Annotated in this window: 19 protein-coding genes; 4 read left to right on the top strand and 15 right to left on the bottom strand. The window is 61.6% G+C overall.

What is annotated here, in order from left to right; all coding sequences use genetic code 11:
• Positions 1-3: 3 nt before the first annotated feature.
• The 8 genes from ccmB to yajC all read right to left on the bottom strand — a co-directional run bounded on the left by ccmB (position 4) and on the right by yajC (position 5845).
• Positions 4-660, bottom strand: a complete 657-nt coding sequence (gene ccmB / locus RXV86_RS03340; protein WP_316297453.1) for a heme exporter protein CcmB — start codon at positions 658-660, stop codon at positions 4-6.
• The gene (gene ccmA / locus RXV86_RS03335) at positions 657-1274 is read right to left on the bottom strand and encodes a heme ABC exporter ATP-binding protein CcmA (RefSeq protein WP_316297452.1); all 618 of its coding nucleotides are present in this window, start codon (positions 1272-1274) and stop codon (positions 657-659) included. The genes ccmB and ccmA overlap by 4 nt, the downstream gene beginning before the upstream one ends.
• Before the next feature lie 69 nt (positions 1275-1343).
• Positions 1344-1697, bottom strand: coding sequence for an Mth938-like domain-containing protein (locus RXV86_RS03330; protein ID WP_316297451.1), 354 nt, complete (start codon positions 1695-1697; stop codon positions 1344-1346).
• Between the two features lie 5 nt (positions 1698-1702).
• On the bottom strand, positions 1703-2461 hold the full coding sequence (locus RXV86_RS03325) for a sulfite exporter TauE/SafE family protein (protein WP_316297448.1): 759 nt from the start codon (positions 2459-2461) through the stop codon (positions 1703-1705).
• The gene (gene secF / locus RXV86_RS03320) at positions 2461-3429 is read right to left on the bottom strand and encodes a protein translocase subunit SecF (RefSeq protein WP_316297447.1); all 969 of its coding nucleotides are present in this window, start codon (positions 3427-3429) and stop codon (positions 2461-2463) included. Before secF ends, RXV86_RS03325 begins: the two co-directional genes overlap by 1 nt.
• A 3-nt stretch (positions 3430-3432) precedes the next feature.
• Entirely contained in the window at positions 3433-5094 is a 1662-nt protein-coding gene (secD, locus tag RXV86_RS03315) for a protein translocase subunit SecD (protein ID WP_316297445.1), read from the bottom strand.
• Complete coding sequence (locus RXV86_RS03310) at positions 5095-5550, bottom strand: hypothetical protein (RefSeq protein ID WP_316297443.1); 456 nt, start codon at positions 5548-5550, stop codon at positions 5095-5097. It abuts the gene before it with no gap.
• Positions 5551-5560: 10 nt separating this feature from the next.
• Positions 5561-5845 (bottom strand): preprotein translocase subunit YajC, encoded by a 285-nt coding sequence (gene yajC / locus RXV86_RS03305; RefSeq protein ID WP_316297441.1) that lies wholly within the window; start codon positions 5843-5845, stop codon positions 5561-5563.
• Positions 5846-6067: 222 nt separating this feature from the next.
• Here yajC and serS point away from each other — a divergent pair, with 222 nt between their 5' ends.
• Positions 6068-7498 (top strand): serine--tRNA ligase, encoded by a 1431-nt coding sequence (gene serS, locus RXV86_RS03300; protein WP_316297439.1) that lies wholly within the window; start codon positions 6068-6070, stop codon positions 7496-7498.
• 57 nt (positions 7499-7555) lie between these two features.
• Here the strand turns inward: serS and RXV86_RS03295 are convergent, their stop codons facing one another.
• From RXV86_RS03295 to RXV86_RS03280, 4 genes are all read right to left on the bottom strand, one after another.
• Positions 7556-8554, bottom strand: a complete 999-nt coding sequence (locus tag RXV86_RS03295) for a fatty acid desaturase (protein ID WP_316297437.1) — start codon at positions 8552-8554, stop codon at positions 7556-7558.
• Between the two features lie 129 nt (positions 8555-8683).
• Positions 8684-10138 (bottom strand): ribosome biogenesis GTPase Der, encoded by a 1455-nt coding sequence (der, locus tag RXV86_RS03290; RefSeq protein ID WP_316297435.1) that lies wholly within the window; start codon positions 10136-10138, stop codon positions 8684-8686.
• Between the two features lie 48 nt (positions 10139-10186).
• On the bottom strand, positions 10187-11572 hold the full coding sequence (locus RXV86_RS03285; protein ID WP_316297434.1) for a PQQ-binding-like beta-propeller repeat protein: 1386 nt from the start codon (positions 11570-11572) through the stop codon (positions 10187-10189).
• A gap of 35 nt (positions 11573-11607) precedes the next feature.
• Positions 11608-12291 carry a tetratricopeptide repeat protein gene (locus tag RXV86_RS03280; RefSeq protein WP_316297432.1) on the bottom strand — a complete coding sequence of 228 codons (684 nt, stop codon included), beginning with the start codon at positions 12289-12291 and terminating at the stop codon, positions 11608-11610.
• 400 nt (positions 12292-12691) lie between these two features.
• Here RXV86_RS03280 and RXV86_RS03275 point away from each other — a divergent pair, with 400 nt between their 5' ends.
• Together RXV86_RS03275 and RXV86_RS03270 are read left to right on the top strand one after the other, a co-directional pair.
• Positions 12692-14323 (top strand): efflux RND transporter periplasmic adaptor subunit, encoded by a 1632-nt coding sequence (locus tag RXV86_RS03275; RefSeq protein ID WP_316297430.1) that lies wholly within the window; start codon positions 12692-12694, stop codon positions 14321-14323.
• Entirely contained in the window at positions 14320-18306 is a 3987-nt protein-coding gene (locus RXV86_RS03270; protein WP_316297428.1) for an efflux RND transporter permease subunit, read from the top strand. Before RXV86_RS03275 ends, RXV86_RS03270 begins: the two co-directional genes overlap by 4 nt.
• Positions 18307-18377: 71 nt before the next feature.
• Here the strand turns inward: RXV86_RS03270 and RXV86_RS03265 are convergent, their stop codons facing one another.
• Positions 18378-20303, bottom strand: a complete 1926-nt coding sequence (locus RXV86_RS03265) for an ABC transporter ATP-binding protein/permease (protein ID WP_316297427.1) — start codon at positions 20301-20303, stop codon at positions 18378-18380.
• Between the two features lie 261 nt (positions 20304-20564).
• On the bottom strand, positions 20565-21956 hold the full coding sequence (locus RXV86_RS03260; protein ID WP_316298435.1) for an MATE family efflux transporter: 1392 nt from the start codon (positions 21954-21956) through the stop codon (positions 20565-20567).
• A 221-nt stretch (positions 21957-22177) separates the two neighbouring features.
• Between RXV86_RS03260 and RXV86_RS03255 the strand changes: the two genes are divergently transcribed.
• Positions 22178-22927 (top strand): hypothetical protein, encoded by a 750-nt coding sequence (locus RXV86_RS03255; RefSeq protein WP_316297425.1) that lies wholly within the window; start codon positions 22178-22180, stop codon positions 22925-22927.
• A 72-nt stretch (positions 22928-22999) separates the two neighbouring features.
• Here RXV86_RS03255 and gltX read toward each other — a convergent pair whose 3' ends face one another.
• Positions 23000-24322, bottom strand: coding sequence for a glutamate--tRNA ligase (gene gltX / locus RXV86_RS03250; protein ID WP_316297424.1), 1323 nt, complete (start codon positions 24320-24322; stop codon positions 23000-23002).
• Positions 24323-24359: the final 37 nt, after the last annotated feature.

The following is a 24359-nucleotide window of genomic DNA, read 5'->3' as shown; positions in this document are numbered from 1 at the left end:
GCTTCAGCGCAGGTTCACCCGCAACACCGCAGCAGAAGCAAAGGGCAGCAACGCCATCACCCCAAAACTGATCCCCGCCAGCATCATCATGGGCGTGGTCGTCTCCAGCCCCTCGGCTCCACGCCGCGCCATCTCGGCGCCGAAAATCAGTGTCGGGACGTAGAGCGGCAATACCAACAGGCTCAACAATAGCCCACCGCGCTTCAACCCCACGGTCAGCGCCGCGCCAAAGGTTCCAATCACACTCAGCGCGGGCGTGCCAATAAGCAGCGACAACACCATCGGCACATAGCCCGCCACCGGCAGACTCAACAGCAATCCGAACAACGGAGTCGCCACCACCAGCGGCAGGCCGGTGGTCAGCCAATGCGCCAACGCTTTGATCGAAACGATCCCCTCCAGCGGCAAGGGCGAGGTCGCCACCAGATCCAGTGAGCCATCTTCCCAATCGAGCGCAAAGATTCGATCCAGCGACAACAGGCAGGCCAAGAGAGCACCCAACCACAAAATCCCCGGCGCAATCCGCGCCAACAGTCCGGTTTCCGGCCCGACACCAAACGGCACCAGCACCACCACGATCAGAAAGAACGCAAGGCCAAGGCCAAAGCCCCCGCCGGCACGAATGGCCAGCCGCAAGTCGCGAATCAGAAGCGCGATCACAGGAATACCTCGTCGAAATTCTCCGGCGCCGGGGCCTTGGCCTTGAACGGCCCCACGTCGAAAACCTCGGCCTCATCCAGACCGAGGTCGATATGGGTCGCAATTAGCGCCATGCCACCATCCGCGAGATGCGCCCGGATGGCGGCACCGAACATCGCCACCGCCTCCACGTCAAGAGACACCGTCGGTTCGTCCAGCACCCAGACCGGCCGCCCGGTCACAAGCAAACGCGCCAGGCCAAGCCGGCGCTTCTGCCCGGCAGACAACGCGCCCGCAGGACGCCGCTTCAACTCGTTCAAGGCAAATCCGTTCAATGCACCGGAAATGCTCCCGGTGCCAAACACACTGGCCCAAAACGCCAGGTTTTCCTCGACGCTCAGGGTTGATTTGATCCCGTCCGCGTGGGCGGCATAGGCCATCGCCTCGCGGTCCAGCCCGATCGTGCCCTTCAAGGCAGGCTGCAACCCGGCAATAGTCCTGAGCAGGGTCGTCTTGCCAATCCCATTGGGCCCGCGCAAAATCAACGCCCGCCCCGGTTCGAGCCGAAAACTCAGCCCCTCCAGAACGGGAATGCCGCCCCGCGCAACCGCCAGATCCGTGACCTCAAGTACCATGCGTCCGCCTTATCCCAAGCTTCGCCCAGACTAAACCCATCTTCTTGCCGCGCCTTGACCCACGTCAGGTCAGATCGGCACCGCCGCCAGCGCCACACGCCGTCCCTCGGCGGCCAGGATATTCCAGGTCCGGCAGGCCGCAGATGTACTCATGACTTCCGCCCCCATGCCGGCCCTTTCAATGGCCTCGCGTAAATCACCGGGCAAGAGCGCAATCTCTTCGCCCATGCCAAACAGGATCACATCGATCTCTCCGGCGAGCGCCAAAACGGTCTCCCGATCTTCCAGGCCATTCCAGCCCCCGGGCCCTTCGGGAGTGACCAGAACCGGGCCTTGCAGCACTTCGCCGCCAACGCGGAAAAACCCCGGCCCATAGCCTTCAATGGGTTTCAACCCACCCATTTCGATCTCGTTGATCTGCATCCGCTTTATCCTCCGATAACCGACCACAACCCCGACAGGGCCGAGGTGGCAATGATTGCATAGGCGACCCAGCGATAGACCCGTTCCAACCCCGGCCGGAACAGCCAGCCGCCGGTCAGGTTGCCTGCCAGATAGGGCAAGGCGGTGATCAGGCCAAGCACAACCGACCCGACCAGAAGCTTGCCACCAATCGCCAACCCGATCAGCATCAGAATGTCATAGCTGAACAGGAACACGGTGTTGTTGGCCCGCACCACCTGCGCCGGATGCGGGCTTGCCATGTACAAAAGGATCACCGGCGGCCCTGGAATAGCCACAGCGCCGCCCAGGAACCCCGCCATTGCCCCGGTGCCATAGACCATGGGTTTGGTCAGTTCGCCGCGATAGCGCAGCCCCGAGATCAGCGCCGCCAGAAGACCCAGACTTAACAGCGACACCGCCACCTTGAACACCGATGGGTCGACCGCGAACAGTACGGCCAATCCCAAGGGCAAGGCCAACATGGCACCGACCGCCAATCGCAACAGGTCCCGCGGATGCCCGTCTTTCAAAGCCCGTGGAATGGCGGGAAGCGGCCCGATCATGTCCATCACCGCCAATACGGTCACGGCCCAGATCGGCTCCAGCACCTGCGCTGCCACCGGCAGGAAGATCATCGCGGTGCCAAAACCGGCAAAACCGCGCACGATCCCTGATACAAAGGCGGCGACAAAGACCCAGGCGATGCCGGGAATGGCCAGCGCCTGGGTCAGCGCCTCAGCCATCAGGCATCGATGTTGGCAAATTGCGTGCCCGCGCCGCCATCTGTCTTGGACCAGTCCCGCTTGACTCCAAGCCGCAGCAGGATGACCGAGGCCACGAAGACCGACGAATAGGTCCCGATCACTACACCCATGATCATCGCGAAGACGAAACCGCGGATCACGTCGCCGCCCAGCACATAGAGTGAACCCAGCGCCAAAAGCGTGGTGACCGAGGTCATCACCGTTCGGCTCAGGGTCTCGTTGATCGACAGGTTCAGAACCTCCTTGAGGTCCATCTTCTTGTATTTACGCAGGTTCTCGCGCACCCGGTCGAAAACGACCACGGTATCGTTGAGAGAGTAACCAACAATGGTCAGAAGCGCCGCGATGATCGCCAGGTCGAACCGAATCTGCAGGATCGAGAACACCCCGATGGTGATTACCACGTCATGCACAAGCGCCGCTACGGCGCCCACCGCGAACTGCCACTCAAAGCGCAGCCAGATATAGACCAGCACGGCAGCAATCGCCATCAGCACCGCGTAAACCGCGGTCATGATCAATTCTCCCGATACTTTCGGGCTCACCGATTCGACCCCGACAAAACGGATGTCCGGCGCCACGGTCTTCAAGCCGGCTTCGACCGCCTCGGTTAGTTCGGCTGATACACTCTCGCCGCCCTCCTGGGCCTGAATCCGGATCAAGGCCACGTTCTGATCTGCATCGAAATTGGGATCGAATACTTCAGTGATGGTCACGTCACCCAGATCAAGCGGCGCAATCGCATCACGGTAGTCTCCAATATCGATCGGCTGCGCGCTTTCGGTGCGGATCATCGTCCCGCCGCGAAAATCGATGCCGAAGTTGAGCCCCACCAACACAGCCAGCACCACCGATGCTATCACCGCGAGAACCGACGCCCCAAGCGTAACGCCGGACCAGTCGAAAAAGTCCCATTTGGTGTTCTTGGGTACAAGTCTCAGACGCATGGCTTATACCTCCAGCGTTTTCGGGCGGCGGCGTTCAAACCACATCACCACGATCAGGCGGGTTACGAAAATGGCCGTGAAGACCGAGGTCAGGATGCCGATCCCCAGCGTGATCGAGAAGCCCCTCACAGGCCCCGATCCCACCGCGTAAAGGATCACGGCGGTGATGAAGGTGGTGATGTTGGCGTCAATAATCGCGCTCAGGGCCTTTTCATAGCCCAGGTCAATCGCCCGCGCCGGCCCTTTGGCGGTCTTCAACTCCTCGCGGATCCGTTCGAACACCAGAACGTTGGCGTCCACCGCCATCCCGATGGTCAATACGATCCCGGCAATCCCCGGCAGGGTCAGTGTCGCCCCGATCAGGCTCAGCAGACCAAAGATCAGCCCCACGTTGACGATCAGCGCGATATTGGCAAACAGGCCAAAGGTGCCATAGCTCAGGAACATGAAGATCAGCACCCCGACAAACGCCACGATACAGGCGATCTTGCCCGCCTCGATACTGTCGGCACCCAGTTCCGGCCCGATGGTCCGCTCTTCCTCGAAGGTCAGGCCCGCTGGCAAGGCACCTGCCCGCAGCAGAACCGCCAGTTCGGTGCTTTCCTCCAGCGTGAACCGCCCGGTGATTATCCCCGATCCGCCCGGAATGTGGCTCTGGATCGTCGGCGCGCTTACCACCTTGCCATCCAGCACGATGGCGAAGGGATTGCCGATGTTCTCTGCCGTATAGTCACCAAATCGACGCGCGCCAGAGGGATCGAACCGAAACGTCACCGCCGGCAATCCGTTCTGATCAAAGCTTGGCTGGGCATCGACCAGGTCTTCACCGGTTACAACCGGCGCCGATTCCAGCACGTAGAAGACATCTTTGTCATTGCGATCGGGAAGCAGTTCTTCTCCTGCACCAACACGTGTGGTTTCATCCGTCGTCCGGGTGACAACTGGCTGAAAGGTCAGCTGCGCCGTGGTTCCGATGATGCGTTTCAACTCCCCGGCGCTGCCAATGCCCGGCACCTGGATCAGGATACGCTTGGCACCTTGGCGCTGGATCGTCGGCTCACGGGTGCCGACCTCGTCGATCCGGTTGCGGATGATCTCCAGCGCCTGGCGCACGGTGCGGTCATCGGTGGCCACCTTCTCGGCTTCGCTCAACTGCACCACCACCTGGTCGCCGTCGACGCTCACTTCTATATCCGACGCCCCGGCCCCGGTCAGGCTAACCACCGGGCGTGACAGCCCGCGCACCAGGCCTGCGGCCTCCTGCACCTGCTCGGCCTTGGAAATCTTGATCTTCAGCATATCTTCGGCGCTTGGCTGCAGCCGGATCGTGCCAATCGTGGCCCGCTCTTCGCGCAGCATGTCGCGGATTTCCGGCCACATGCTCTTGATCCGCGCCTTGTAGACATCCTCGACCTTGACCTCGGCCAACAGGTGCGCCCCGCCCCGCAGATCGAGCCCCAGATTGACCAGCCCGGAGGGCAGCCAGCTTGGCCAAAGCGCCACCTGGTCTTCCAGTCCCGGCGCGGCGCCGCCATCTTCCAGCGCCTTGACCGCATCGTTGTGGGTTTCGACCCGCGTGTAGAACCCGTTAGGTAGCGCCAGCACCATACCCACCACGACGGTGAGCCAGATCAGCACGCGCTTCCAGCTATCAATCTGAAGCATCTATTGTTTCTCCTGCTCGGCGCCACAGGCGTCAAACGTCGCCATCAAGGCCCTTGCCTCGTTTCGGTCGAACCCGCCGGTCACGATCATCTGACCTCCAGCGATCCGGTCCTGTACAATTGGCGCACTCAGAACCCGTCCCCGGGCCACGATCGCCATTGGCTTGCCAATCATCCCGGCCGTGGCTTGCGCAAACCGCTCTGCCGCATCCTCCGTCAGGACCACCTTGACGGCGGGGGACCCGGCATAGTCCGTGACCAGTTCGGCAGCGGCAACATCCGTCGCCGTCGCCAATGCAGGCCCTGCAAAATTCCCCGCATCGCTTATCTCGGCTTCGGTGTAATCGCTGCCCTGCCCGGTCCACGCCAACAGCGTAAACGCGCCATCGCACTCATCCGCCTGCGCCGCAAAGGCCGCAAACAGAACCGACGATACAGTTGCAAGGACGCGAAACACACCTGCCCCCTTAGGCGTTGGCTGCCGGTTCGGTCTTGTTCAGAACCTGGGCAATGGTGTGCTTGATCACGCGGATCTGCACCCCGTCGGCGATTTCGACCATGACCTCGCCATCGTCCTTGACCTTGGTCACCTTGCCGACGATCCCACCCTGGGTGATAACCTGGTCACCCCGGCGTAGCGCTTCGACCATGGTCTGGTGTTCTTTCATCTTCTTCTGCTGTGGGCGGATCAGCAGGAAATACATGATCCCGAAAATCAGAATAAGCGGGAGAAGAGAGGCAGCGCCTTCCATGGGAAATCCTTTCCGAATGTGTCTGGCGCGGCACCCCCCGCGCGGGTTTGGCGGAACCTATGCTCTAGCATAGGCCTTTGCAATCCCCGCGACCCCGGTTTTCCCTGCGTAGGGTGGGTTTTCAACCCACCATTTGGCCCCATTTCAATCCCCCGTTTACCATCCCCCCCAAAATCGGCCATAAGGCCCGCACTGATAACCCGATTCAAAAGGACAAGACCGATGCATGACATCCGTGCCATCCGCGAAAACCCCGCCGCCTTTGACGCGGCAATCGCCCGCCGCGGGGATGCGCCGATGTCGTCGTCGATCCTTGAACTGGACGAGGCGCGGCGCGCCAAGATCCTCGCTGCCGAAACTGCCCAGGCAGATCAGAACAAAGCAGCAAAGGCCATTGGTGCCGCAAAGGCCGCCGGCAATGACGACGAGTTCAACCGCCTGCGCGAAGAGGTCGCCGCCAAGAAAGCCGAGGTCGCCGCAATGCAGACCGAGGCCAAGGACCTCGACCGGCAACTGACCGCCGTCCTTGAAACCATCCCCAACCTCGCGTTCGAGGACGTGCCGATTGGCGCAGACGAAGACGACAACGTCGAAATCCATCGATGGGGTACACCCCGCGAGATGGGGTTCACTGCCAAGGAACACTATGAGCTCGATGGGGTAAAACCCGGCATGAATTTCGAACTGGCCGCCAAACTCAGCGGTAGCCGCTTCGTCGTCCTGCAAGGCGCCATCGCCCGAATCCATCGCGCCCTGGCACAGTTCATGATCGACACCCATATCGAGGAAAACGGGTTGACCGAGACCTGGGCTCCGGTGCTGGTGCGCAATGACATGATGTACGGAACTGGGCAGCTACCAAAGTTTGCGGAAGATTCCTACTTTGGCGCGACACTAGGTGGACGAACGAAACTTGGAAAAGAAGCTTTGACTGAGTACAAAGCTCCATCCGACATAGACAAACTCTGCAATGGCGGCGCGAAACTCGAAGATGTCGTCGAAGAGATCTACGAACGGGCGCCTACAAGCGAGGAGCTTTGGTTGATCCCCACGTCCGAGGTGACGCTGACCAACATCGTCAACGGTGAAACCGTCGACGAAGCCACCCTGCCCCAGCGCTACTGCGCCCATTCGCAATGTTTCCGCTCGGAAGCCGGCAGCGCCGGGCGCGACACGTCGGGCATGCTGCGCCAGCACCAGTTCGAAAAGGTCGAAATGGTCTCGATCACCCACCCGGATAACAGCCGCGACGAGCTTGACCGCATGACCAAATGCGCCGAAGGCATCTTGGAAAAGCTGGGCCTGCCCTATCGCACCATCGTTCTCTGTACCGGTGACATGGGCTTTGGCGCACAACGAACCCACGACATCGAGGTCTGGCTGCCCGGTCAGAACACCTATCGCGAGATCAGCTCGGTCTCGGTCTGCGGTGATTTTCAGGCCCGTCGGATGAACGCCCGGTTCAAACCCGCCGAGGGCGGCAAACCGCAATTCGTTCATACCCTGAACGGCTCCGGCCTCGCCGTCGGCCGCTGCCTGATCGCGGTGCTGGAAAACGGCCAGCAGGAAGACGGCTCGGTCGACCTGCCCGAGGCTCTGCAAATGTATCTGCGCGGCAAGACCCGCCTGACCGCTTTGGGCGAGTTGGTGTAATACGAGAGGCGCCGCGCCAAGTCGTGACGAGCGGCCCCATACGCGGGGCCGCTTTTTTTATTCGGCCGGTGTCCCCGCTGCCCCCGGCAGCCTTGCCGCCGAGAACCGCACCATCTTGTGCGCCTCCTCGTCATAGAGCTTCCAGCCGTAACAACTCATCGCCTCGAAAAACCCGATCTCGTAGCTGTGCAGCAGATCGCCCGATTCTTCGTAACAATGCTTCAATCGGTAGGCCGGGATATTGGCGTTCAGGTGATGTAGGTCGTGATAGGCGATGTTCAACGTCAACCGGTCGAACCAGTCGCCAAAGCGCAGCACGGACGAACCCTCCAGCGCGCCTTTCTGATAGGTATATTCGGGTTTTCGCCCCCAATAGACCTGCTCGAAATTATGCACCACGTAAGGGATGACTGCGCCAAAGGTCGAACCCACATAGATTGACCCCAAGAGGACCAGAACCCCGGCCCAACCGGCCATCCAGTACATGAAGGCGAAGTAGCCCAGCACCATCGCGTCATGCAGGACCACCCATTTCACCCCGGTCTTGATCCCGTTGCGCGGGAACCGTCGCAGGATCAGGTAGAGCACGAAGGGGCCTACCACCAAAAGCGTGAACCTGCTGCGATAGAACCGGTACCACAGCTTTCGCAGTATCGGCGCGTTTCGGTACTCGTCCACCGTCATGATGTCGATCTCAAACGCCTCGCGATGATCCAGATTGCCGACAAAGGCATGGTGCAGGTTGTGATTGTATTTCGTCGCCACATAAGGGCTCAGCGAGACCGGAGACAACACCTCGCCCAACACGTCATTTAGCCGTTTCGACGTGAAAAACGCTCCGTGCATACAGTCGTGCTGGATCATATATATCCGCACCCCCATCAACCCGGCCAGAACCGTCGCGGGCACCACCACCCACCAGACATGCACATAGGCCACCGCCAATGCGATGAACACCGCGTAGGCCAGCACGGTCACCACAGTCTCGCGCCAGGCGATTGCATTGTCTTTTTTCGTGTAACGTCTTGAAAACTCGCGAATATTCATTTCTTCCATCATCCCCCCAGACCAGTCGTGGAAATCAGACTGACAGACAAAGCGTCTGCAAGGACAACGTTAACGGGAGAACCACGGAAAAAAAAGCCATCAAAACCAGCCCTTTGGTTGCAGTTCGCACCGCGTGCCCTAGTCGCGCCGCCCTTGCTTGTGCTTGCGCAGCTTCGAAGGCCCCGCCTTCTTGCGGCCCTTATAGGGGTTCTTGTCCGATTGTGACCGCATGGTCAGACGGATCGGCGTACCCGGCATATCGAAATCCACCCGCAGCCCGTTGACCAGGTAGCGTGTGTAACTCGCTGGCATCTTGTCGGGGTGACTGCACATCACCACAAAGCCCGGCGGTCGTGTCTTGGCCTGGGTCATGTAACGCAGCTTGATCCGTTTGCCCTGGGGCGCGGGCGGTGGATGGGCCTCGACCATGCCGGTGAGCCAGCGATTGAGCTGCGCCGTTGGCACCCGCCGGTTCCACACCTCATAGGCGCGCAGGACCGCGCCCTTGAGCCGGTCCAGCCCGCGGCCGGTTTTGGCCGACACGGTGATCAGCGGCGCGCCCTTCAGCTGCGGCAACAACCGTTCGAATGCTTCCTTCAAGTCACGCAGCTTCTGCTGCTTTTCGTCTTCCACATCCCACTTGTTGACGGCAACGACCACCGCGCGGCCTTCCCGTTCGGCCAGGTCGGCAATCCGCAAATCCTGCTGCTCGAACGGAATCGCCGCATCCAGCAGCACGACCACCACTTCGGCAAACTTCACCGCCCGCAACCCGTCCGAGACGGACAGCTTTTCGAGCTTGTCCTGCACCTTGGCTTTCTTGCGCATCCCGGCGGTATCGAACACCCGTACCGGCAACCCGTCCCAGTCGAGCTTCAGCGAAATCGCGTCTCGCGTGATCCCCGCTTCCGGGCCCGTCAACAGACGATCTTCGCCCAGTATCTTGTTGATCAGGGTCGATTTCCCGGCATTGGGCCGCCCCACCACCGCAATCTGCAACGGCTTGGAAGCAGTCGGCATGACGAAACCCGCTTCGTCGTCGTCTTCTGAGATGTCGACTTCTGTTTCCGGTGTCTGTTCGTCTTCACGCTCGGCATATTCATCGGCCAGCGGCATCAACACCGAGTAAAGCTCATTGAGACCCTCGCCATGCTCCGCCGACAGCCGGATCGGCTCGCCCAGCCCAAGCCCGAAAGCCTCGTAGACCCCTGCATCCGCCGCCGATCCCTCGGCCTTGTTGGCAGCCAGGATCACATGGGCGCTCCGTTTGCGCAGAATATCGGCAAACACCTCGTCAGACGGCGTCACCCCGGCGCGTGCATCAATCATGAACAGGCAGATATCGGCCATGTCCACTGCGCGTTCGGTCAACCGTCGCATCCGCCCCTGCAGGCTGTCGTCGGTGGCCTCTTCCAGCCCGGCCGTGTCGATCACCGTGAATTTCAGATCACCCAGCTTGGCGGCACCTTCGCGCAGGTCACGCGTCACCCCGGGCTGGTCATCGACCAGCGCCAGGCGTTTGCCAACAAGGCGGTTGAACAGCGTGGACTTGCCCACGTTCGGGCGTCCCACGATGGCCAGGGTAAAGCTCATCTTTCATGCTCCAAGGCGATCAAGCCGCCCCGATATACCAGCTTTGGCTCAACGGAAAGCGTAAAGCTCGCCCTTGGTCGACACCACATACATCACGCCACCGGCAAAAACCGGGTTTGTGGTGGCCCCGCCAGGGATTTCCGCCGTCCCAACCAGCTCGCCCGAAGACGGTTCATATTTCCGAATCACGCCATCATTGCTGGCCACGATCAGCTTGCCACCGGCCATGACCGGGCCGTAATGGGCGAAGATCTCTTTCTGGCGACGCGGACGATCCTTGACGAACAAGGGCAACTCCGTGCCCCAGATCCGGCTGCCGTCCTCGGCATCCAGCCGCACCAGCTCGTTGCGGTCTGTCACCAGGAAGACCGATCTACCGGCCACCCAGACCGGGTTCATCGCGCCTTCATTTGCGGTCCACAGCCGCTCGCCGGTCGAGGCTTTCATCGCCACCAGGCGGCCGGAATGGCTACCGACATAGACGTTCTGGCCCGCGATCACCGGGTCGCCGGTTATGTCAGAAACCCGTGTGCGCGCCAGCGCCGGGCGCTGTCCCGAAATCACTGCGTCCCAGACGCGCAACCCGCCACCACGGAATGCCGCTTGCACCTCGCCCGAGCCAAAGGCGAAAATCGCCACCTGGTCGTTCACCGCAGGTGCCGGAGCCCCCAGCACGTTGTTGCGGCTCGGTGTGGCATCAAGCTGCCACTCGATCCGGCCGCTTTCCGCGTTCACGGCCCAGGCGGTGTTGTCGCCCGCGGTCAGGAAAACGACGCCGTTCTTGACGGTAGGCGCGCCCGTGGCCGTCTCGCCCAGCCGCTGGGTCCATTGCACCTCGCCGGTCTTCACGTCCAACGCGGTCAATCGACCAAACCCCGACGTGACAAAGAGCGACCCCTTGGCATAGGCCAACCCTCCGCCTGTGGCATCCTTGCTGCCCTCACCTTCCGGGCGCAGGTCGACACTCCAGACCGCGGTGCCATCTGTGGCCGTTGCCGCCACGGTGGCCTCGGAATCCAATGTGAAGACCCGGCTGCCGGCGACGACCGGATCGGCCACGATCCGGTGGCGGCGGTTTTCGCCGGCCCCGATCCTGGCGCTCCAAAGCATTTGCATCGCACCGGAAAAGGCCGGGTGGTCCGTACGTGTCTCGGGCGTGCCATGGCGCTGCGTCCAGGCCTTGTTGGTGGTGGTTTTGCCAAGCTTCACCGGCAGGGTTCGGTTCTCGGGCACCACATCATTGGCTGCGCCGGCATCGTCTTCCATGATCGCGCGCAGATGCTCGCGTTTGCCGGGCAGGATTTCCTCGCGCTTTTCGCACGCCGACAACATGATTGTCAGGCCAAGCCCGACCGCCACGCTGCCGGACAACCAACCGCGCGGCCGTGCTTGTTCTGCGTTTTTGCCTGATCCTGTCATGAATGCCCGTGTCATGGCCTCACCCTCGTCCTTATCGGCCTTCGCGGCCGTTATTGATCCGCCTCACCCTGCGTTCCCGGGATCAGCTCGGGCTCAACGCCCATTGCCACCATCAACTGAGATGCGCGCTGACGCAAGCCCGGCGTCGCTTCCGCATCACTGATGATCGCCTGCAACCGCTCTGCAGCTGCCTTGGTCTCTCCGGTTTCGATGTCGATCAGCGCAAGTTGCTCTTCTGCGAGCAACCTTAGCTGCGAGCCCGGTCCGATCAGCGCCTCGTAACCCTTGCGCCGGTCTTCAACGCTCAGATCACTGCCCAGGATCATCAACCGCTTGAACCCGGCAACTTGCCGATAGACGAGTGGTAGCTCGCCATCATCGACCAGGGTCTGCAGCGCCTTGGCGGCCAGGTCAAAATCACCGGTCGTAACCTGCTCTCCTGCAGCTAACATCACCGCCACGGCGCGCGCGCCAGGGCTTTCGGAGTCCAACTCGCCCAAAGCCACCGCACGTTTCAACGGATCGTTGTCGCGCAGCGCCGCGATCATCGCGTCCCCGGTGGCCTCGGCCTGGGCCCGCGTCTTGGCTTTGCTCCACTCGTTATAGGCGGCACCGCCCACCAGCAGCAGAACCGCCAGAACCGCAATCCAGCCATAGCGCCGCATCAACCCGAACAATCGGTCGCGCCGCACTTCCTCGGTCACTTCTTCAATGAAACTGTCGGTCTCGCTCACCCGCGCGCCCCCTTGATGTGTTTCGCCCCTCTTACCCCAGCCTCCCGGCCCTGCCAAGGGCTGCCGCACCGCATCCCGATGCCGATCCCCCCACCCTCGCCGGTTGGCAGCAACCAGCCGGTGAAAACACGGGCGCGACTTGTCGCGACAACCGTGTCACATCCCGCTTTTTGCAAACCGGCACCGCTTGTCACGCAGCCGCACCGCGCTTAAACTGAACTGACGAGTTCAGTTTTGGGCGGCATATGCCTGCAACACCGGAGAAAACACGATATCCAAGCGTCGTCTCGACTGAAAACACTACCCACTCGGGCCATTGCAGGCCTTTGTCCTTGCAAGTCAGCCGGTTTGCCCTAATTCAGACTCGACAGTTTCAAACGCGCGTTTACAGGGAAATTTGATGCGAATATTGCCGCTCCTTACCGCTTTGCTGGTCTCGGCCTTTCTCTATTTCCTGATCATTGATCGGGAAACGCTTTTGGCGCTGGCACGCGGCGAATCCCCAACGGATGCCTCCTCTACCGTTCCTGTAACCGATGCGGCTCCCGCCCAGGGTCAAGGCGGCGACGTCACTGCGGAAGCACCGGTAGGCGTGGTCGCCATCCATTCCCAGGCCCGGATCATCAATAGCGCCGTCATCCTGCGCGGTCAGACCGAGGCCGCGCGCCAGGTTTCGGTGCGTGCCGAAACCTCGGGCCTCGTGATCTCCGATCCGCTGCGCAAGGGTGCGTTTGTCGAAGAGGGTGAACTTCTCTGTCGCCTCGATCCCGGCACCCGCGCCGCATCTCTGGCCGAGGCCCGCGCCCGTCGCGCCGAGGCCCAGGCCCGTATCCCGGAAGCCGAGGCGCAACTGCCCCGGGCCGAAGCACAGCTCGACACCGCCCGTGCCCAGCTAGAAAGCGCCCGTGCGCAGCTCGAAGGCAGCCATGCCCAGCTGGAAAGCAACCGGGCCCAGCTAGAAAGCAGTATCGCCCAGTTGGAAAACGCCAAGGCGCAACGCGCTTCGGCCGAGGCCCAGTTGGAAACCGCCGCCGCCCAACTGACCACCGCCAAAGCCCGCCTTGTCGAGGCCGAGATCAACTATAATGCGGCGGTTAAGCTGCGCGAGGACGGCTATGCCTCCGACACGCGCGTCGCTTCTGCCGAGGCCGCGATGCGCGCTGCCGAGGGCGGCGTGACCCAGGCCCATGCCGGTGTGACCCAGGCCAAGGCCGGTGTCACCCAGGCGGCTGCCGGCGTCACCCAGGCCGGCGCAAGCGTCACCCAGGCCAAGGCAGGCATCACCCAGGCTCGGGTTGGCATCGCCGGTGCCGAGGCCAACATCACCCAGGCCGAAGCCTCGGTGAAATCGGCGCAAGCCGGGGTAAAAACCGCTCAATCGGGCATCCTCAACAGCCAGGCCGGGGTGCAGTCCGCCGAGGCCGGTGTCGCCGCTGCCGAAAAAGAGATTTCGCGGCTCGATATTGTCGCCCCGTTCGAAGGCCTGCTTGAAACTGACACTGCCGAGCTGGGTGCGCTGCTCCAACCCGGTGCCGTCTGCGCCACGGTGATCCAGCTCGACCCGATCAAACTGGTGGGTTTCGTTCCCGAAACCGAAATCACCCGCGTCGCTGTCGGCTCGCGCGCCGGGGCCCACCTGACCACCGGCGAGGAACTGACCGGCCGCGTCACCTTCCTGTCGCGCTCGGCCGATCCCTTGACTCGCACCTTCCGGGTCGAGATCGAGGTCCCCAACCGCGCATTGGCCATCCGCGACGGCCAGACTGTCGAGCTTGCTATCGCCTCGGATGGCGCCCCGGCCCACCTTGTGCCGCAGAGCGCCCTGACGCTCGATGACAACGGCGATCTTGGCGTGCGCATCGTCGACTCGGCCAAACACGCCCTGTTCCAGCCCGTCACCCTGCTGCGCGACACCGCCCAAGGTGTCTGGATCACCGGCCTACCCGACAAGGCGGACGTGATCGTGATCGGTCAGGAATACGTTGTTGACGGCGTACCAGTGCGAGCCTCCTATCAGGAGCCCGGCCAATGACCGGCATCGTCGACTGGGCAGCCTCGCGGGCGCGGATGATCCTTGCGTTCATCGCTCTGTCGCTGCTGGTTGGCGGTTTTGCCTATGCCAACCTGCCCAAGGAAGGCGAACCCGACATCCAGATCCCGGGCCTCTTCGTCTCGGTCCCCTTCCCCGGCATTTCTGCCGCTGACAGCGAAACCCTGCTGGTCAAGGTGATGGAAACCGAGCTCGCGGATATCGACGGGCTGAAACAGATGTCGGCCACCGCCGCCGAGAACTATGCCGGTATCTTCATCGAGTTCGAGTTCGGCTGGGACAAGCAGGCCACCATGGCCGAAGTGCGTGAGGCAATGAACACCGCCGAGGGAAAATTCCCCGACGGGTTCGAGAAATACTCCATCAACGAGATCAATTTCTCTGAATTCCCGGTCCTGATCGTCAACCTCACCGGCGCCGTGCCTGAACGTACGATGAACCGCATTGCCAAGGACCTTCAGGACCGGCTCGAATCGCTCGACGCCGTGCTCGAGGCCGGGATCGTGGGCAACCGCGACGAAATGCTCGAGGTCGTGATCGACCCGCTGAAGCTCGAAAGCTACAACGTCACCGCGGGCGAATTGATCAACGTCGTGCGCAACAACAACCAGCTAATCCCGGCAGGAGAAGTCGACACCGCCACCGGCACCTTCGCGGTGAAGATCCCTTCCAGTTTCGACGAACCGCAGGATGTCTACTCCTTGCCCGTGAAAACCAACGGTGACCGCGTTGTCACCCTTGGTGATCTGGCCGAAATTCGGCTGACGTTTGAGGATCGCACCTCCACCGCCCGTTTCAACGGCGAAACCACCGTCGCTCTTCAAGTGGTCAAACGCAAAGGCTTCAACCTCCTCGATATGGCCGACGAGGTCAAAGAGGTGGTCCATTCCGCCGACAAGACCTGGCCGACTGAACTGCGCGCCGCCGTGCAGCTTGGTACGTCGAATGACCAATCCCGTGTTGTCGGTTCGATGATTGATCAGCTCGAAGGCTCGGTCCTGACCGCCATCGCGCTGGTAATGATCGTGGTCCTGGCCGCTCTTGGCATCCGCCCTGCCCTGCTCGTCGGGTTTGCCATTCCCACATCCTTCCTTCTCTGCTTTGCCCTCCTGGCCTTGATGGGCATTTCGGTATCCAACATCGTCATGTTCGGCCTGATCCTTGCCGTGGGTATGCTGGTCGACGGAGCCATCGTTGTCGTCGAATTTGCCGACAAACGCATCTCGGCCGGGGTCGGCCCGATGCACGCCTATGTCGAGGCCGCCAAGCGTATGTTTTGGCCGGTGGTCAGCTCCACCGCCACCACGCTGTGTGCCTTCCTGCCGATGCTGTTCTGGCCCGGCGTTCCTGGCCAGTTCATGGGCATGCTGCCGGTCACGCTGATCTTCGTGCTGTCGGCCTCGCTGGTGGTGGCGCTGATCTACCTGCCGGTCATGGGCGGTGTAACCGGTCGCATGACGCGCAAGTTCTCCAACAGTTCGAACTGGCTACGCGGTCATGTGCACTGGACCATCCGGGTCCTGCTAGTACCGCCCTCGCTGTTCCTGATCTACCTTGGCGCGCGCGCCACCCTGAACCCCGACCACTTGTTTGACGGGTCCACGCCACTCTCCGGTTTCACCGCCTTTTTGCCCGGCATTGCCATTTTCCTGCTGGGCTCCGTGCTCAGCTCGATCACCGTTGGGGCCGCCAAATACACACGCCGCAAACCGCCCCGGGACGGGCGCAAACGCACTCCCTTCGGCTGGATGATCAAGATCATCGCCGGCAACCCGATCATGCCGCTTGTCACCATCGTTGCCGTGATCTTCGTGGTGATGCAGGTGTTCGCTTACTACGGTGCCAACAACAAGGGCGTCGAATTCTTCGTCGAATCCGAACCGGAACAGGCCATCGTCTATGTTCGCGCCCGCGGCAACTTGTCGATTGCCCAGAAGGACGCGCTGGTCAACGAGGTCGAAAAGATCGTCCTCGCCCATCCCGGTATCGAGAACGCCTTTGCCTTCTCTGGCGATGGCGGCCTGAACAACAACACCGGCGGAGCCCAGCCGCCCAACGACACGATCGGCCAGGTCCAGCTTGAAACCATCGCCTGGGGCGACCGCCCCGATGCCAAGGAGCCGTGGTTCACCATTCCGCTGATCGACTTCACGGTGATGCGCAACATCAAGGCCGCCGATTACGATGGCGATCTGATCATTGACGAACTGACCGCCGCGCTGGAACAGATCCCCGGCATCAAGATCGAGATCCTCGCCCAGTCCCGCGGCCCCGCATCGGCAAAACCTGTGCACCTTCGCGTCAAGGGTGACAACTGGGATGACCTGATCGAGGCCACCCAGATCGCCCGCACCCGGTTCGATGAAACCGCTGGCCTGCAACTGGTCGAAGACACCCTGCCTCTGCCCGGCATCGACTGGCAGATCGACGTCGATGTCGAAAAGGCCGGGCGCTACGGTGCCGATGTCGCCACCGTCGGCGGCATGGTTCAGCTGGTCACCCGTGGCCTGCTGCTCGACACCATGCGCGTCGACAGTTCGGACGAGGAAATCGAAATCCGCATGCGCCTCCCGGACGAAGACCGCGTGCTCTCGACCCTCGACAGTCTCAAACTGCGCACCACCGAAGGTCTTGTGCCGCTCTCGAATTTCATCAGCCGCAAACCCGTCGCCAAACTTGCCGAAATCAACCGCACCGACCAGCAACGCTATTTCGACGTCAAGGCCGGTGTCGGAAACGGTATGTTCCGTATCACTGACTCAGACGGCAACATCCTTGGGCTGGCGACCGAGTGGCCCGAAACGGCACATGGGCTCGACAGCATCATCCAGTCACCATTCGACAGGAACGAATGGTTGCGCCTCGAGCCCAGCGCGGACCTAAACGTTGTCGAGCTCGCCGACGGATTGCGAAACGATGAATTGCAGATGTCGCCCGTCAACGCCAACGAACGCATCGAAACCCTGACAAGATGGCTTGAGACCTCGCCCTTCCCGGCCAATATCGGCTGGGAATGGACTGGAGATCAGGACGACCAGGCCGAGAGCCAGGCCTTCCTGACCTCGGCATTCGCGGGGGCCCTGGGGCTGATGTTCATCATCCTCCTGGCGCAGTTCAACAGTTTCTACAATTCGGTGTTGGTGCTTCTCGCAGTGGTCCTCTCGACCACAGGCGTTCTGATCGGCATGCTGGTGATGGATCAAACCTTCTCGATCATCATGACCGGCACCGGCATCGTCGCGCTTGCCGGAATTGTCGTGAACAACAACATCGTTCTGATCGACACCTACCAGGAGTATTCCGGTTACATGCCCCGGATCGAGGCGATCATCCGCACCGCCGAGGACCGCATCCGCCCCGTGCTGCTGACCACCATCACCACCATGGCCGGCCTCGCCCCGATGATGTTCGGCCTCAGCCTTGATTTCTTCTTTGGCGGCTACACCATCGACAGCCCGACTTCCCTTTGGTGGAAACAACTGGCCACCGCCGTTGTTTTTGGCCTCGGCATTGCCACGGTCCTGACGCTGGTTTTCACCCCTTCGATGCTGGCGCTGCGCGTCTGGCTTTCGACCTATGCCGGCTGGCTTGCCCGTCTGCTCAAGATGCTCTCGATGGGCCGCGCCTCGCGTGCCGCCCAGGATTGGGCCTTGCGCCGCGCCGCGAAACGCATTCAGGCACCAGAACTGATCTGGCCCGAGAACTGGGAAGACGAAACCCGCGCCTTCCAACCCGAAGAAGAAGACGACCAGGCGGTCGCGTTCACCGACGTGCAGGGTGTTCTGGCACGTGCCGGCAAACTGGTGACACCAGCGTCACAAGAGGCGCCCGTGGACAACGAAACCGAAACGCCACAGGCAACAGCGGAGACGCAAGACCGGGAAAAGGCCGCAGCAAGCCAACCCAGTTCCGACGATCCCGACAACGAGCCAAAAGACGACGACAACGTCCGCGCGGCCGAATGAGCACGGGCACAGCCACAGGGTAGCAACACGTAAAACCAGGGACTTTAGGACCTAAACCGGAGAATGGCTGGCTACCCGTTAGGCACCCAGCGCCACTTGCCATCCGCCGGAAGGTTCCCGGTCGCGCCACTTTCGCCAGCCTCTTCCGGGTCAGGACCGGGCACCGCGCGCGGCCCGAGGGGAACATCCTCACGTTCCGCCGCCTGCCGCGCCCAAAGCGAAGCATAGCGCCCGTCACGACCCAATAGATCGGCATGCGCGCCCTCTTCGACGATCTCGCCGTTTTCCAGCACGATGATCCGATCAGCATCCGCAATCGTGCTCAGACGGTGGGCAATGGTGATCACCGTACGCCCCTGTCCGGCCCGTTTCAGTGCGCCCTGAATCTCCTGCTCGGTCTCGGTATCCAGCGCACTTGTCGCCTCGTCCAACAGAAGGATCGGCGGGTTTTTCAACAGCGTCCGGGCAATCCCCACCCGCTGTTTCTCACCACCCGACAATTTCAAACCGCGTTCACCCACCGTGGTGTCATAGCCATCCGGCAGGCCCTGGATGAACTCGTGGATCTGCGCCGCCTTTGCCGCTTCGACGATCTCGTCATCCGTGGCGCCGTCACGGCCATAGCCGATGTTGTAGCGGATCGTATCGTTGAACAGCACCGTGTCCTGCGGCACCACGCCAATCGCGTCATGCAGGCTTTTCTGGGTCACATCGCGTACATCCTGCCCGTCGATCTCCAAGGCCCCGCCCGACACGTCATAAAACCGGAACAGCAGCCGTCCGATGGTCGATTTGCCTGACCCGGACGATCCCACGATGGCAACGGTCTGCCCCGCCGGCACATCCAGGCTCACGCCCTTCAGGATCGGCCGGTCAGGCTCATAGGCAAACTGCACGTCATTCAATGCAACCTTCCCGCCATTGACATCCAACGGCTTGGCGCCCGGCTTGTCCGCCACCTCGGCCGGTTGCTCCAACAGGTCGAACATCTCGCCCATATCCACAAGCGCCTGCCGGATTTCGCGATAAACCGTTCCAAGGAAATTGAGCGGCATGGTGATCTGGATCATGTAGGCGTTGACCATGACGAAATCGCCTACGGTCAGATGCCCCTGTTCCACGCCAATGGCGGCCATAACCATCACGATCACCAGCCCACCGGTGATCAGAAAGGCCTGACCAAAGTTCAGAAATGCCAGCGAATACGCCGTTTTCAACGCCGCTTGGGCATATTTCGCCATCGAACTGTCATAGCGTTTCGCCTCGCGCTCTTCGGCGCCGAAATACTTGACCGTTTCAAAGTTCAGCAGGCTGTCGATCGCTTTCTGATTGGCATCCGTATCCTGGTCATTCATCTCGCGGCGCAGTTGCACCCGCCATTCCGTTACCTTGAAGGTGAACCAGACATAAAGCGCAATCGTCACCGCCACCGCCGCCAGGTACCAGGCGTCAAAAAGGAAGAACAAGATCCCCGCGATCATCAGCAGTTCCAGCACCAGCGGCCCGATGGAAAACAGCAGGAAGCGCAAAAGAAACTCGACTCCCTTCACGCCCCGCTCGATGATCCGGCTCAGCCCGCCGGTCTTGCGGGTGATGTGATAGCGCATCGAAAGCTGGTGAATATGCTGGAAAGTCTCCAGCGCCAGTTGCCGCAGCGCCCGCTGCCCCACGGCGGCGAAAATCGCATCGCGCAGCTGCTGAAACCCGTTCGCCATCAACCGCGCCAGACCATAGGCCAACGTCAACCCGACCGCGCCCAGCATCAGCTCGCTGGCCCCGGTTTCGGCCAAGGCATCCACCGCCCATTTGTAAAGCACCGGGGTAAAGACCGCGACCACCTTGGACAGCAAGAGCGCCAGCATCGCCAGCACCACCCGCTGCTTCACCCAGGGATGCTCTCGGGGCCACAGGTACGGTGCCACCCGGCGGATCGTGCGCCAGCCCGAAATCCGCTCGTTCTTCAGATTTGCATCCGTATAGCTCCGCGCGCGCCGCATCCCACCGTCCTTCGAAATACCAAGAGTTTGTAGATAGGCGGCATTCGCCCGACTTACCAGATGCCGTGCGGATCAAATCAGACTGAATGCACTATTGACCCTGACAGGTCGGTCCGGCTTTGGCCTGGTGTTGGCTTTCGAATTGCTTGCGCAATCCGACCGGCTGGGGGGCCAGCCCCCCAGACCCCCCGGGATATTTCTGGCAAGAGGAAGAGGTGGACCGGGTTGTTGGAATGACCGTTTGGGGCCAGAAACCGACCTTCACCGTTTCAACGTGAACATCGCGAAAAGCCGCGCCTGCCGTGCATAAGGCTCGTGGCGATGCGTCCGCCCGCCCCGCAGGATCACCCGCAAGGCCAGCACCACCGCCAAAACCCCGAAAACAACACCCCCGACCGCCTGCCCGATCAGCACCCCTTTTGCACCCCAAAGCGCCGCCCCCACGATAACAAAAGGGATGGTCCCCAATGTATGTCGGCCCCAGTTCAACCAGGTCGAATAGAACGGATGGCCCAGGTTGTTGAACGCCGCGTTGGCCACGAACAGGATGCCGTTGAAAAAGAAAAGCAGCGCCAGCGGTCCGCAGAACAGGTAAACCAGCTCCCGCGCCAGCCCTGCGGCTCCAAACAGGTCCGCGAGCGGTGCGCGCACCAGAAACAAAACCCCGGACACCAACAGAACAACGGCACCGGTAAACACGATTCCCTCACGAAATCCGACCAGCACCCGCTTCAGCCGCCCGGCTCCGAAATTCTGTCCCAAGACCGGGCCAATTGCGCCCGACAGGGCAAAGATCACCGCAAAGGCCACCGGCATCACCCGGCCAATAATCGCCATGCCCGCCACAGCGTCCTCACCGAACTGCGCCATGGCGCGTGTGACATAGGCCTGCCCCACTGGTGTCGCCAACTGTGTCAGGATCGCTGGCGCAGCAATCGCGGCCAATCCCGGGAAATCCACCGCAAAGGCCCGTGCTCCGGGCCGTTCCAAACCGCCGTGATGACGGATCAGCGGAACGAGCGACGCCAGAGCAATCGTCACCCGCGCCGCCACCGTGGCCAGCGCCGCCCCGGTCAGATCCAGCGACAGCGCAAAGATCAGGATCGGATCCAGCACCGCGTTGACACCACCGCCATAAAGCGTCGCCATCATTGAGCGGCGCGCATCGCCATGCGCTCTAAGGATCGCGCCACCCACCATGCCCAGCATCAAAAGCGGCAAGCTCGGAATGATGATCTGCAGATACCCGGTCGCCAATTCCAGAGTTGCCCCCGTCGCGCCCATCAACGCCGCCAATGCGGGAATGTTCCACCACACGATGCCTGCAAAAATCGCCCCAAATACAATAGCATATATTAATGACGTCGTCGCCCGCTGACGCGCCAGAGCGGCATCCCCCGATCCCAGCGCGCGAGCCACCAGGGCGCCTGCCGCAATTGCCATTCCGATGCCGAAAGAGGTGGTGAAAAACAATACAGCGCCGGAATACCCCACCGCTGCCGCCAATTCGTCCCGGCCCAGCATCGAGATGAAGACCATGTCCACCAGATCGACCAGAAACACCGCCATTAACCCCACGGACGAGGTCAGCGACATCACCGCGATATGCCGCATCAGCGAGCCTTGAAGAAATTTCGCCCGATCATTTGCCATGAGTTGCCCTTCGCGCCCGCTCATGGAACGCAGCTTTGCCCACCGATGGCAACCCCGCGCTTGACCGGCATCAACGTCAAAATGCACCACGAGCGGTACAATGCCGGTGTCGCCATCGGGCGTCTGGGAGCTTTCAAATATCACTGAGTCAGAACCCGGTGGGGACAAAGTGGCATTTCCAATCCAAAGGAGGAGATTCAATAAAACGCCTGTTTTTCAACGTGAAATCCACCGTAGCCGTGCTTGCTCTTGTGCTTGCACCGCTGGCATCGGCGCTGGAAGCACAGACCCTTGTCGGCTCCAATGTCGATAGCCGGGTTCTGCTTGGCCTCAGCACGGATGCCGAGGCCCTTCAGGCCCGCATGCCCGACGGCTGGACCGCCATCGCCTTTCCAAAAGGGCCGATGAAGGGCGCGAATATGCTGATCGGGTTCGAGGACCGGGCCGTGGCCCTTGATGCAGAAGGCAAACCGCTGACACCGTCAGTGTCCAAAGGCGTGGCGCTGCTGGCGCTCGCCAAGGAAACTGATGGCAAGGGCATCCGGCTTTATGTCATGCGCGTCTACTCGACCGCGCCGGACCTTCTGCCCTATGGCAACGCCATGGCCGCCGACATCACCCGCGCCACCACACGCGACGATGGCGCCGACGGCAAGCAAGCCCGCACCGACCACTGGGTCGCCATGATGGCTGACGGTAAGCTCGAACTGAAGCTCGGCTTCACCACCGGGCGGCGCGGTTGGTCGCCGTCCAAGGCCAAGCTCTATTCGACCGCCGACCCGACGGTCATCCGCATCTTCGACTATCAGCAAATGGTCGACGTGCAGCAGAGCGACGGGCTGGGCAAGCCCATGGCCGGAACGATTGAATTGACCAACAGCATCGCCGACGCGGCTGATCTTCTGGGCACCGCCAAGGTTGTCGCCGTGCTCGACATCCCGGTCTATGTGCGCAAGGTCTTCAAGCCGTAAAACAAACAGCGCGCGGGAATCCCCCGCGCGCTCAAACCGAAAAACACTACTGGCTGCGTATTGCGTGGCCGGTTATCCTTTTGCCCGGATCACCTGCAACAGCGGCAACAGTGCGCCCATGTCGGGTCCGTGGCTCATCCCCGTCAGCGCCTTCCTGAGCGGCATGAACAATCCGCGCCCCTTGCGCCCGGTGGCGTCTTTCACGGCCCTGGTCCAGTTGCCCCAGCTGTCGCCATCAAACGGCCCGTCGGGCAGCATGGACATGGCCTCGACGACGAACTCGGCATCGTCGTCCTCGATCACCGGCTCGGCCCCGTCACGACAGATCGCCCACCATTTGGCGATATCGGCGCGGGTTTCGATATTCTCGCGGACCACCGCCCAGAACGGCGCGGCCAGATCGTCCGGCACACCCGCCGCCATCAGGTCCGCCGCCGCATCCTCCAGCGCCGTACCATGCAGCACCTTGGCGGTGAGCGGCCTCAGGTCGGCTTCGTCGAACTTGGTCGACGCCGTGCCGAAATGACCAATCTCGAACCCGTCGATCAACGTCGACATCTCCATCTGCAACTCAATGGGATCACTCGACCCCAGCCGCGCCATCAGGCTCAGCAGGGCCATCGGCTCGATCCCCTGTGCCCGCAGATCGCGCAACGAAAGTGTACCCAGACGCTTCGACAGCGCCTCGCCCTGCGGCCCGGTCAGCAGTGAATGGTGGGCAAACTCGGGCACGTTGCCGCCCAGCGCCGCGATGATCTGGATCTGTGTCGCCGTGTTGGTCACGTGATCAGCGCCGCGCACCACGTGGGTCACGCCCATCTCGGTATCGTCCACCACCGAGGCCAGCGTGTAGAGCACCTGCCCATCGGCCCGGATCAGCACCGGGTCACTGACCGATGCCGCGTCAATCGAGATGTCCCCTACAATGCCGTCTTTCCACTCGATCCGCTCCTGATCGAGCTTGAAACGCCAATAGCCACCGCGCTCTTCACGCAGCTTCGCCTTGTCATCTTCAGAAAGGTCAAGCGCGGCCCGGTCATACACAGGCGGCTTGCCCATGTTCAGTTGCTTTTTGCGCTTCAGATCCAGCTCGGTCGGACTTTCGAAACATTCATAGAACCGGCCCATCTCGCGTAGCCTGTCGGCGGCCTCGGCATAGCGGTCCAATCGCTCCGACTGACGCTCAACCCGGTCCCAGGTCAGACCCAGCCATTCCAGGTCCTGCTTGATCGCATCGACATATTCTTCCTTCGAGCGCTCGGGATCAGTGTCATCGATCCGCAGGATGAACTCACCACCGGCCTTGCGCGCGATCAGGTAGTTCATCAGCGCAGTGCGCAGGTTACCCACATGGATATATCCGGTGGGCGACGGGGCAAAACGTGTCGTGACCATCAAGGCCTCCTATAACTGTCGGCCCGCCCTTTCCCAC

Source organism: Aliisedimentitalea sp. MJ-SS2 (genome assembly GCF_032586155.1).
Taxonomy (GTDB): Bacteria; Pseudomonadota; Alphaproteobacteria; order Rhodobacterales; family Rhodobacteraceae; genus JAWHTC01.
This window is presented reverse-complemented; position numbering and strand designations above follow the sequence as displayed.

Excerpts from the sequence above, each read along its gene's own strand:
- ccmA (WP_316297452.1), bottom strand. The coding sequence starts at position 1,274 with ATGGTACTTGAGGTCACGGATCTGGCGGTTGCGCGGGGCGGCATTCCC.
- RXV86_RS03270 (WP_316297428.1), top strand. The coding sequence starts at position 14,320 with ATGACCGGCATCGTCGACTGGGCAGCCTCGCGGGCGCGGATGATCCTT.
- serS (WP_316297439.1), top strand. The coding sequence starts at position 6,068 with ATGCATGACATCCGTGCCATCCGCGAAAACCCCGCCGCCTTTGACGCG.
- RXV86_RS03330 (WP_316297451.1), bottom strand. The coding sequence starts at position 1,697 with ATGCAGATCAACGAGATCGAAATGGGTGGGTTGAAACCCATTGAAGGC.
- RXV86_RS03275 (WP_316297430.1), top strand. The coding sequence starts at position 12,692 with ATGCGAATATTGCCGCTCCTTACCGCTTTGCTGGTCTCGGCCTTTCTC.
- der (WP_316297435.1), bottom strand. The coding sequence starts at position 10,138 with ATGAGCTTTACCCTGGCCATCGTGGGACGCCCGAACGTGGGCAAGTCC.
- RXV86_RS03260 (WP_316298435.1), bottom strand. The coding sequence starts at position 21,956 with ATGGCAAATGATCGGGCGAAATTTCTTCAAGGCTCGCTGATGCGGCAT.
- secF (WP_316297447.1), bottom strand. The coding sequence starts at position 3,429 with ATGCGTCTGAGACTTGTACCCAAGAACACCAAATGGGACTTTTTCGAC.
- RXV86_RS03285 (WP_316297434.1), bottom strand. The coding sequence starts at position 11,572 with ATGACACGGGCATTCATGACAGGATCAGGCAAAAACGCAGAACAAGCA.
- RXV86_RS03265 (WP_316297427.1), bottom strand. The coding sequence starts at position 20,303 with ATGCGGCGCGCGCGGAGCTATACGGATGCAAATCTGAAGAACGAGCGG.
- yajC (WP_316297441.1), bottom strand. The coding sequence starts at position 5,845 with ATGGAAGGCGCTGCCTCTCTTCTCCCGCTTATTCTGATTTTCGGGATC.
- RXV86_RS03325 (WP_316297448.1), bottom strand. The coding sequence starts at position 2,461 with ATGGCTGAGGCGCTGACCCAGGCGCTGGCCATTCCCGGCATCGCCTGG.
- gltX (WP_316297424.1), bottom strand. The coding sequence starts at position 24,322 with ATGGTCACGACACGTTTTGCCCCGTCGCCCACCGGATATATCCATGTG.
- RXV86_RS03295 (WP_316297437.1), bottom strand. The coding sequence starts at position 8,554 with ATGGAAGAAATGAATATTCGCGAGTTTTCAAGACGTTACACGAAAAAA.
- secD (WP_316297445.1), bottom strand. The coding sequence starts at position 5,094 with ATGCTTCAGATTGATAGCTGGAAGCGCGTGCTGATCTGGCTCACCGTC.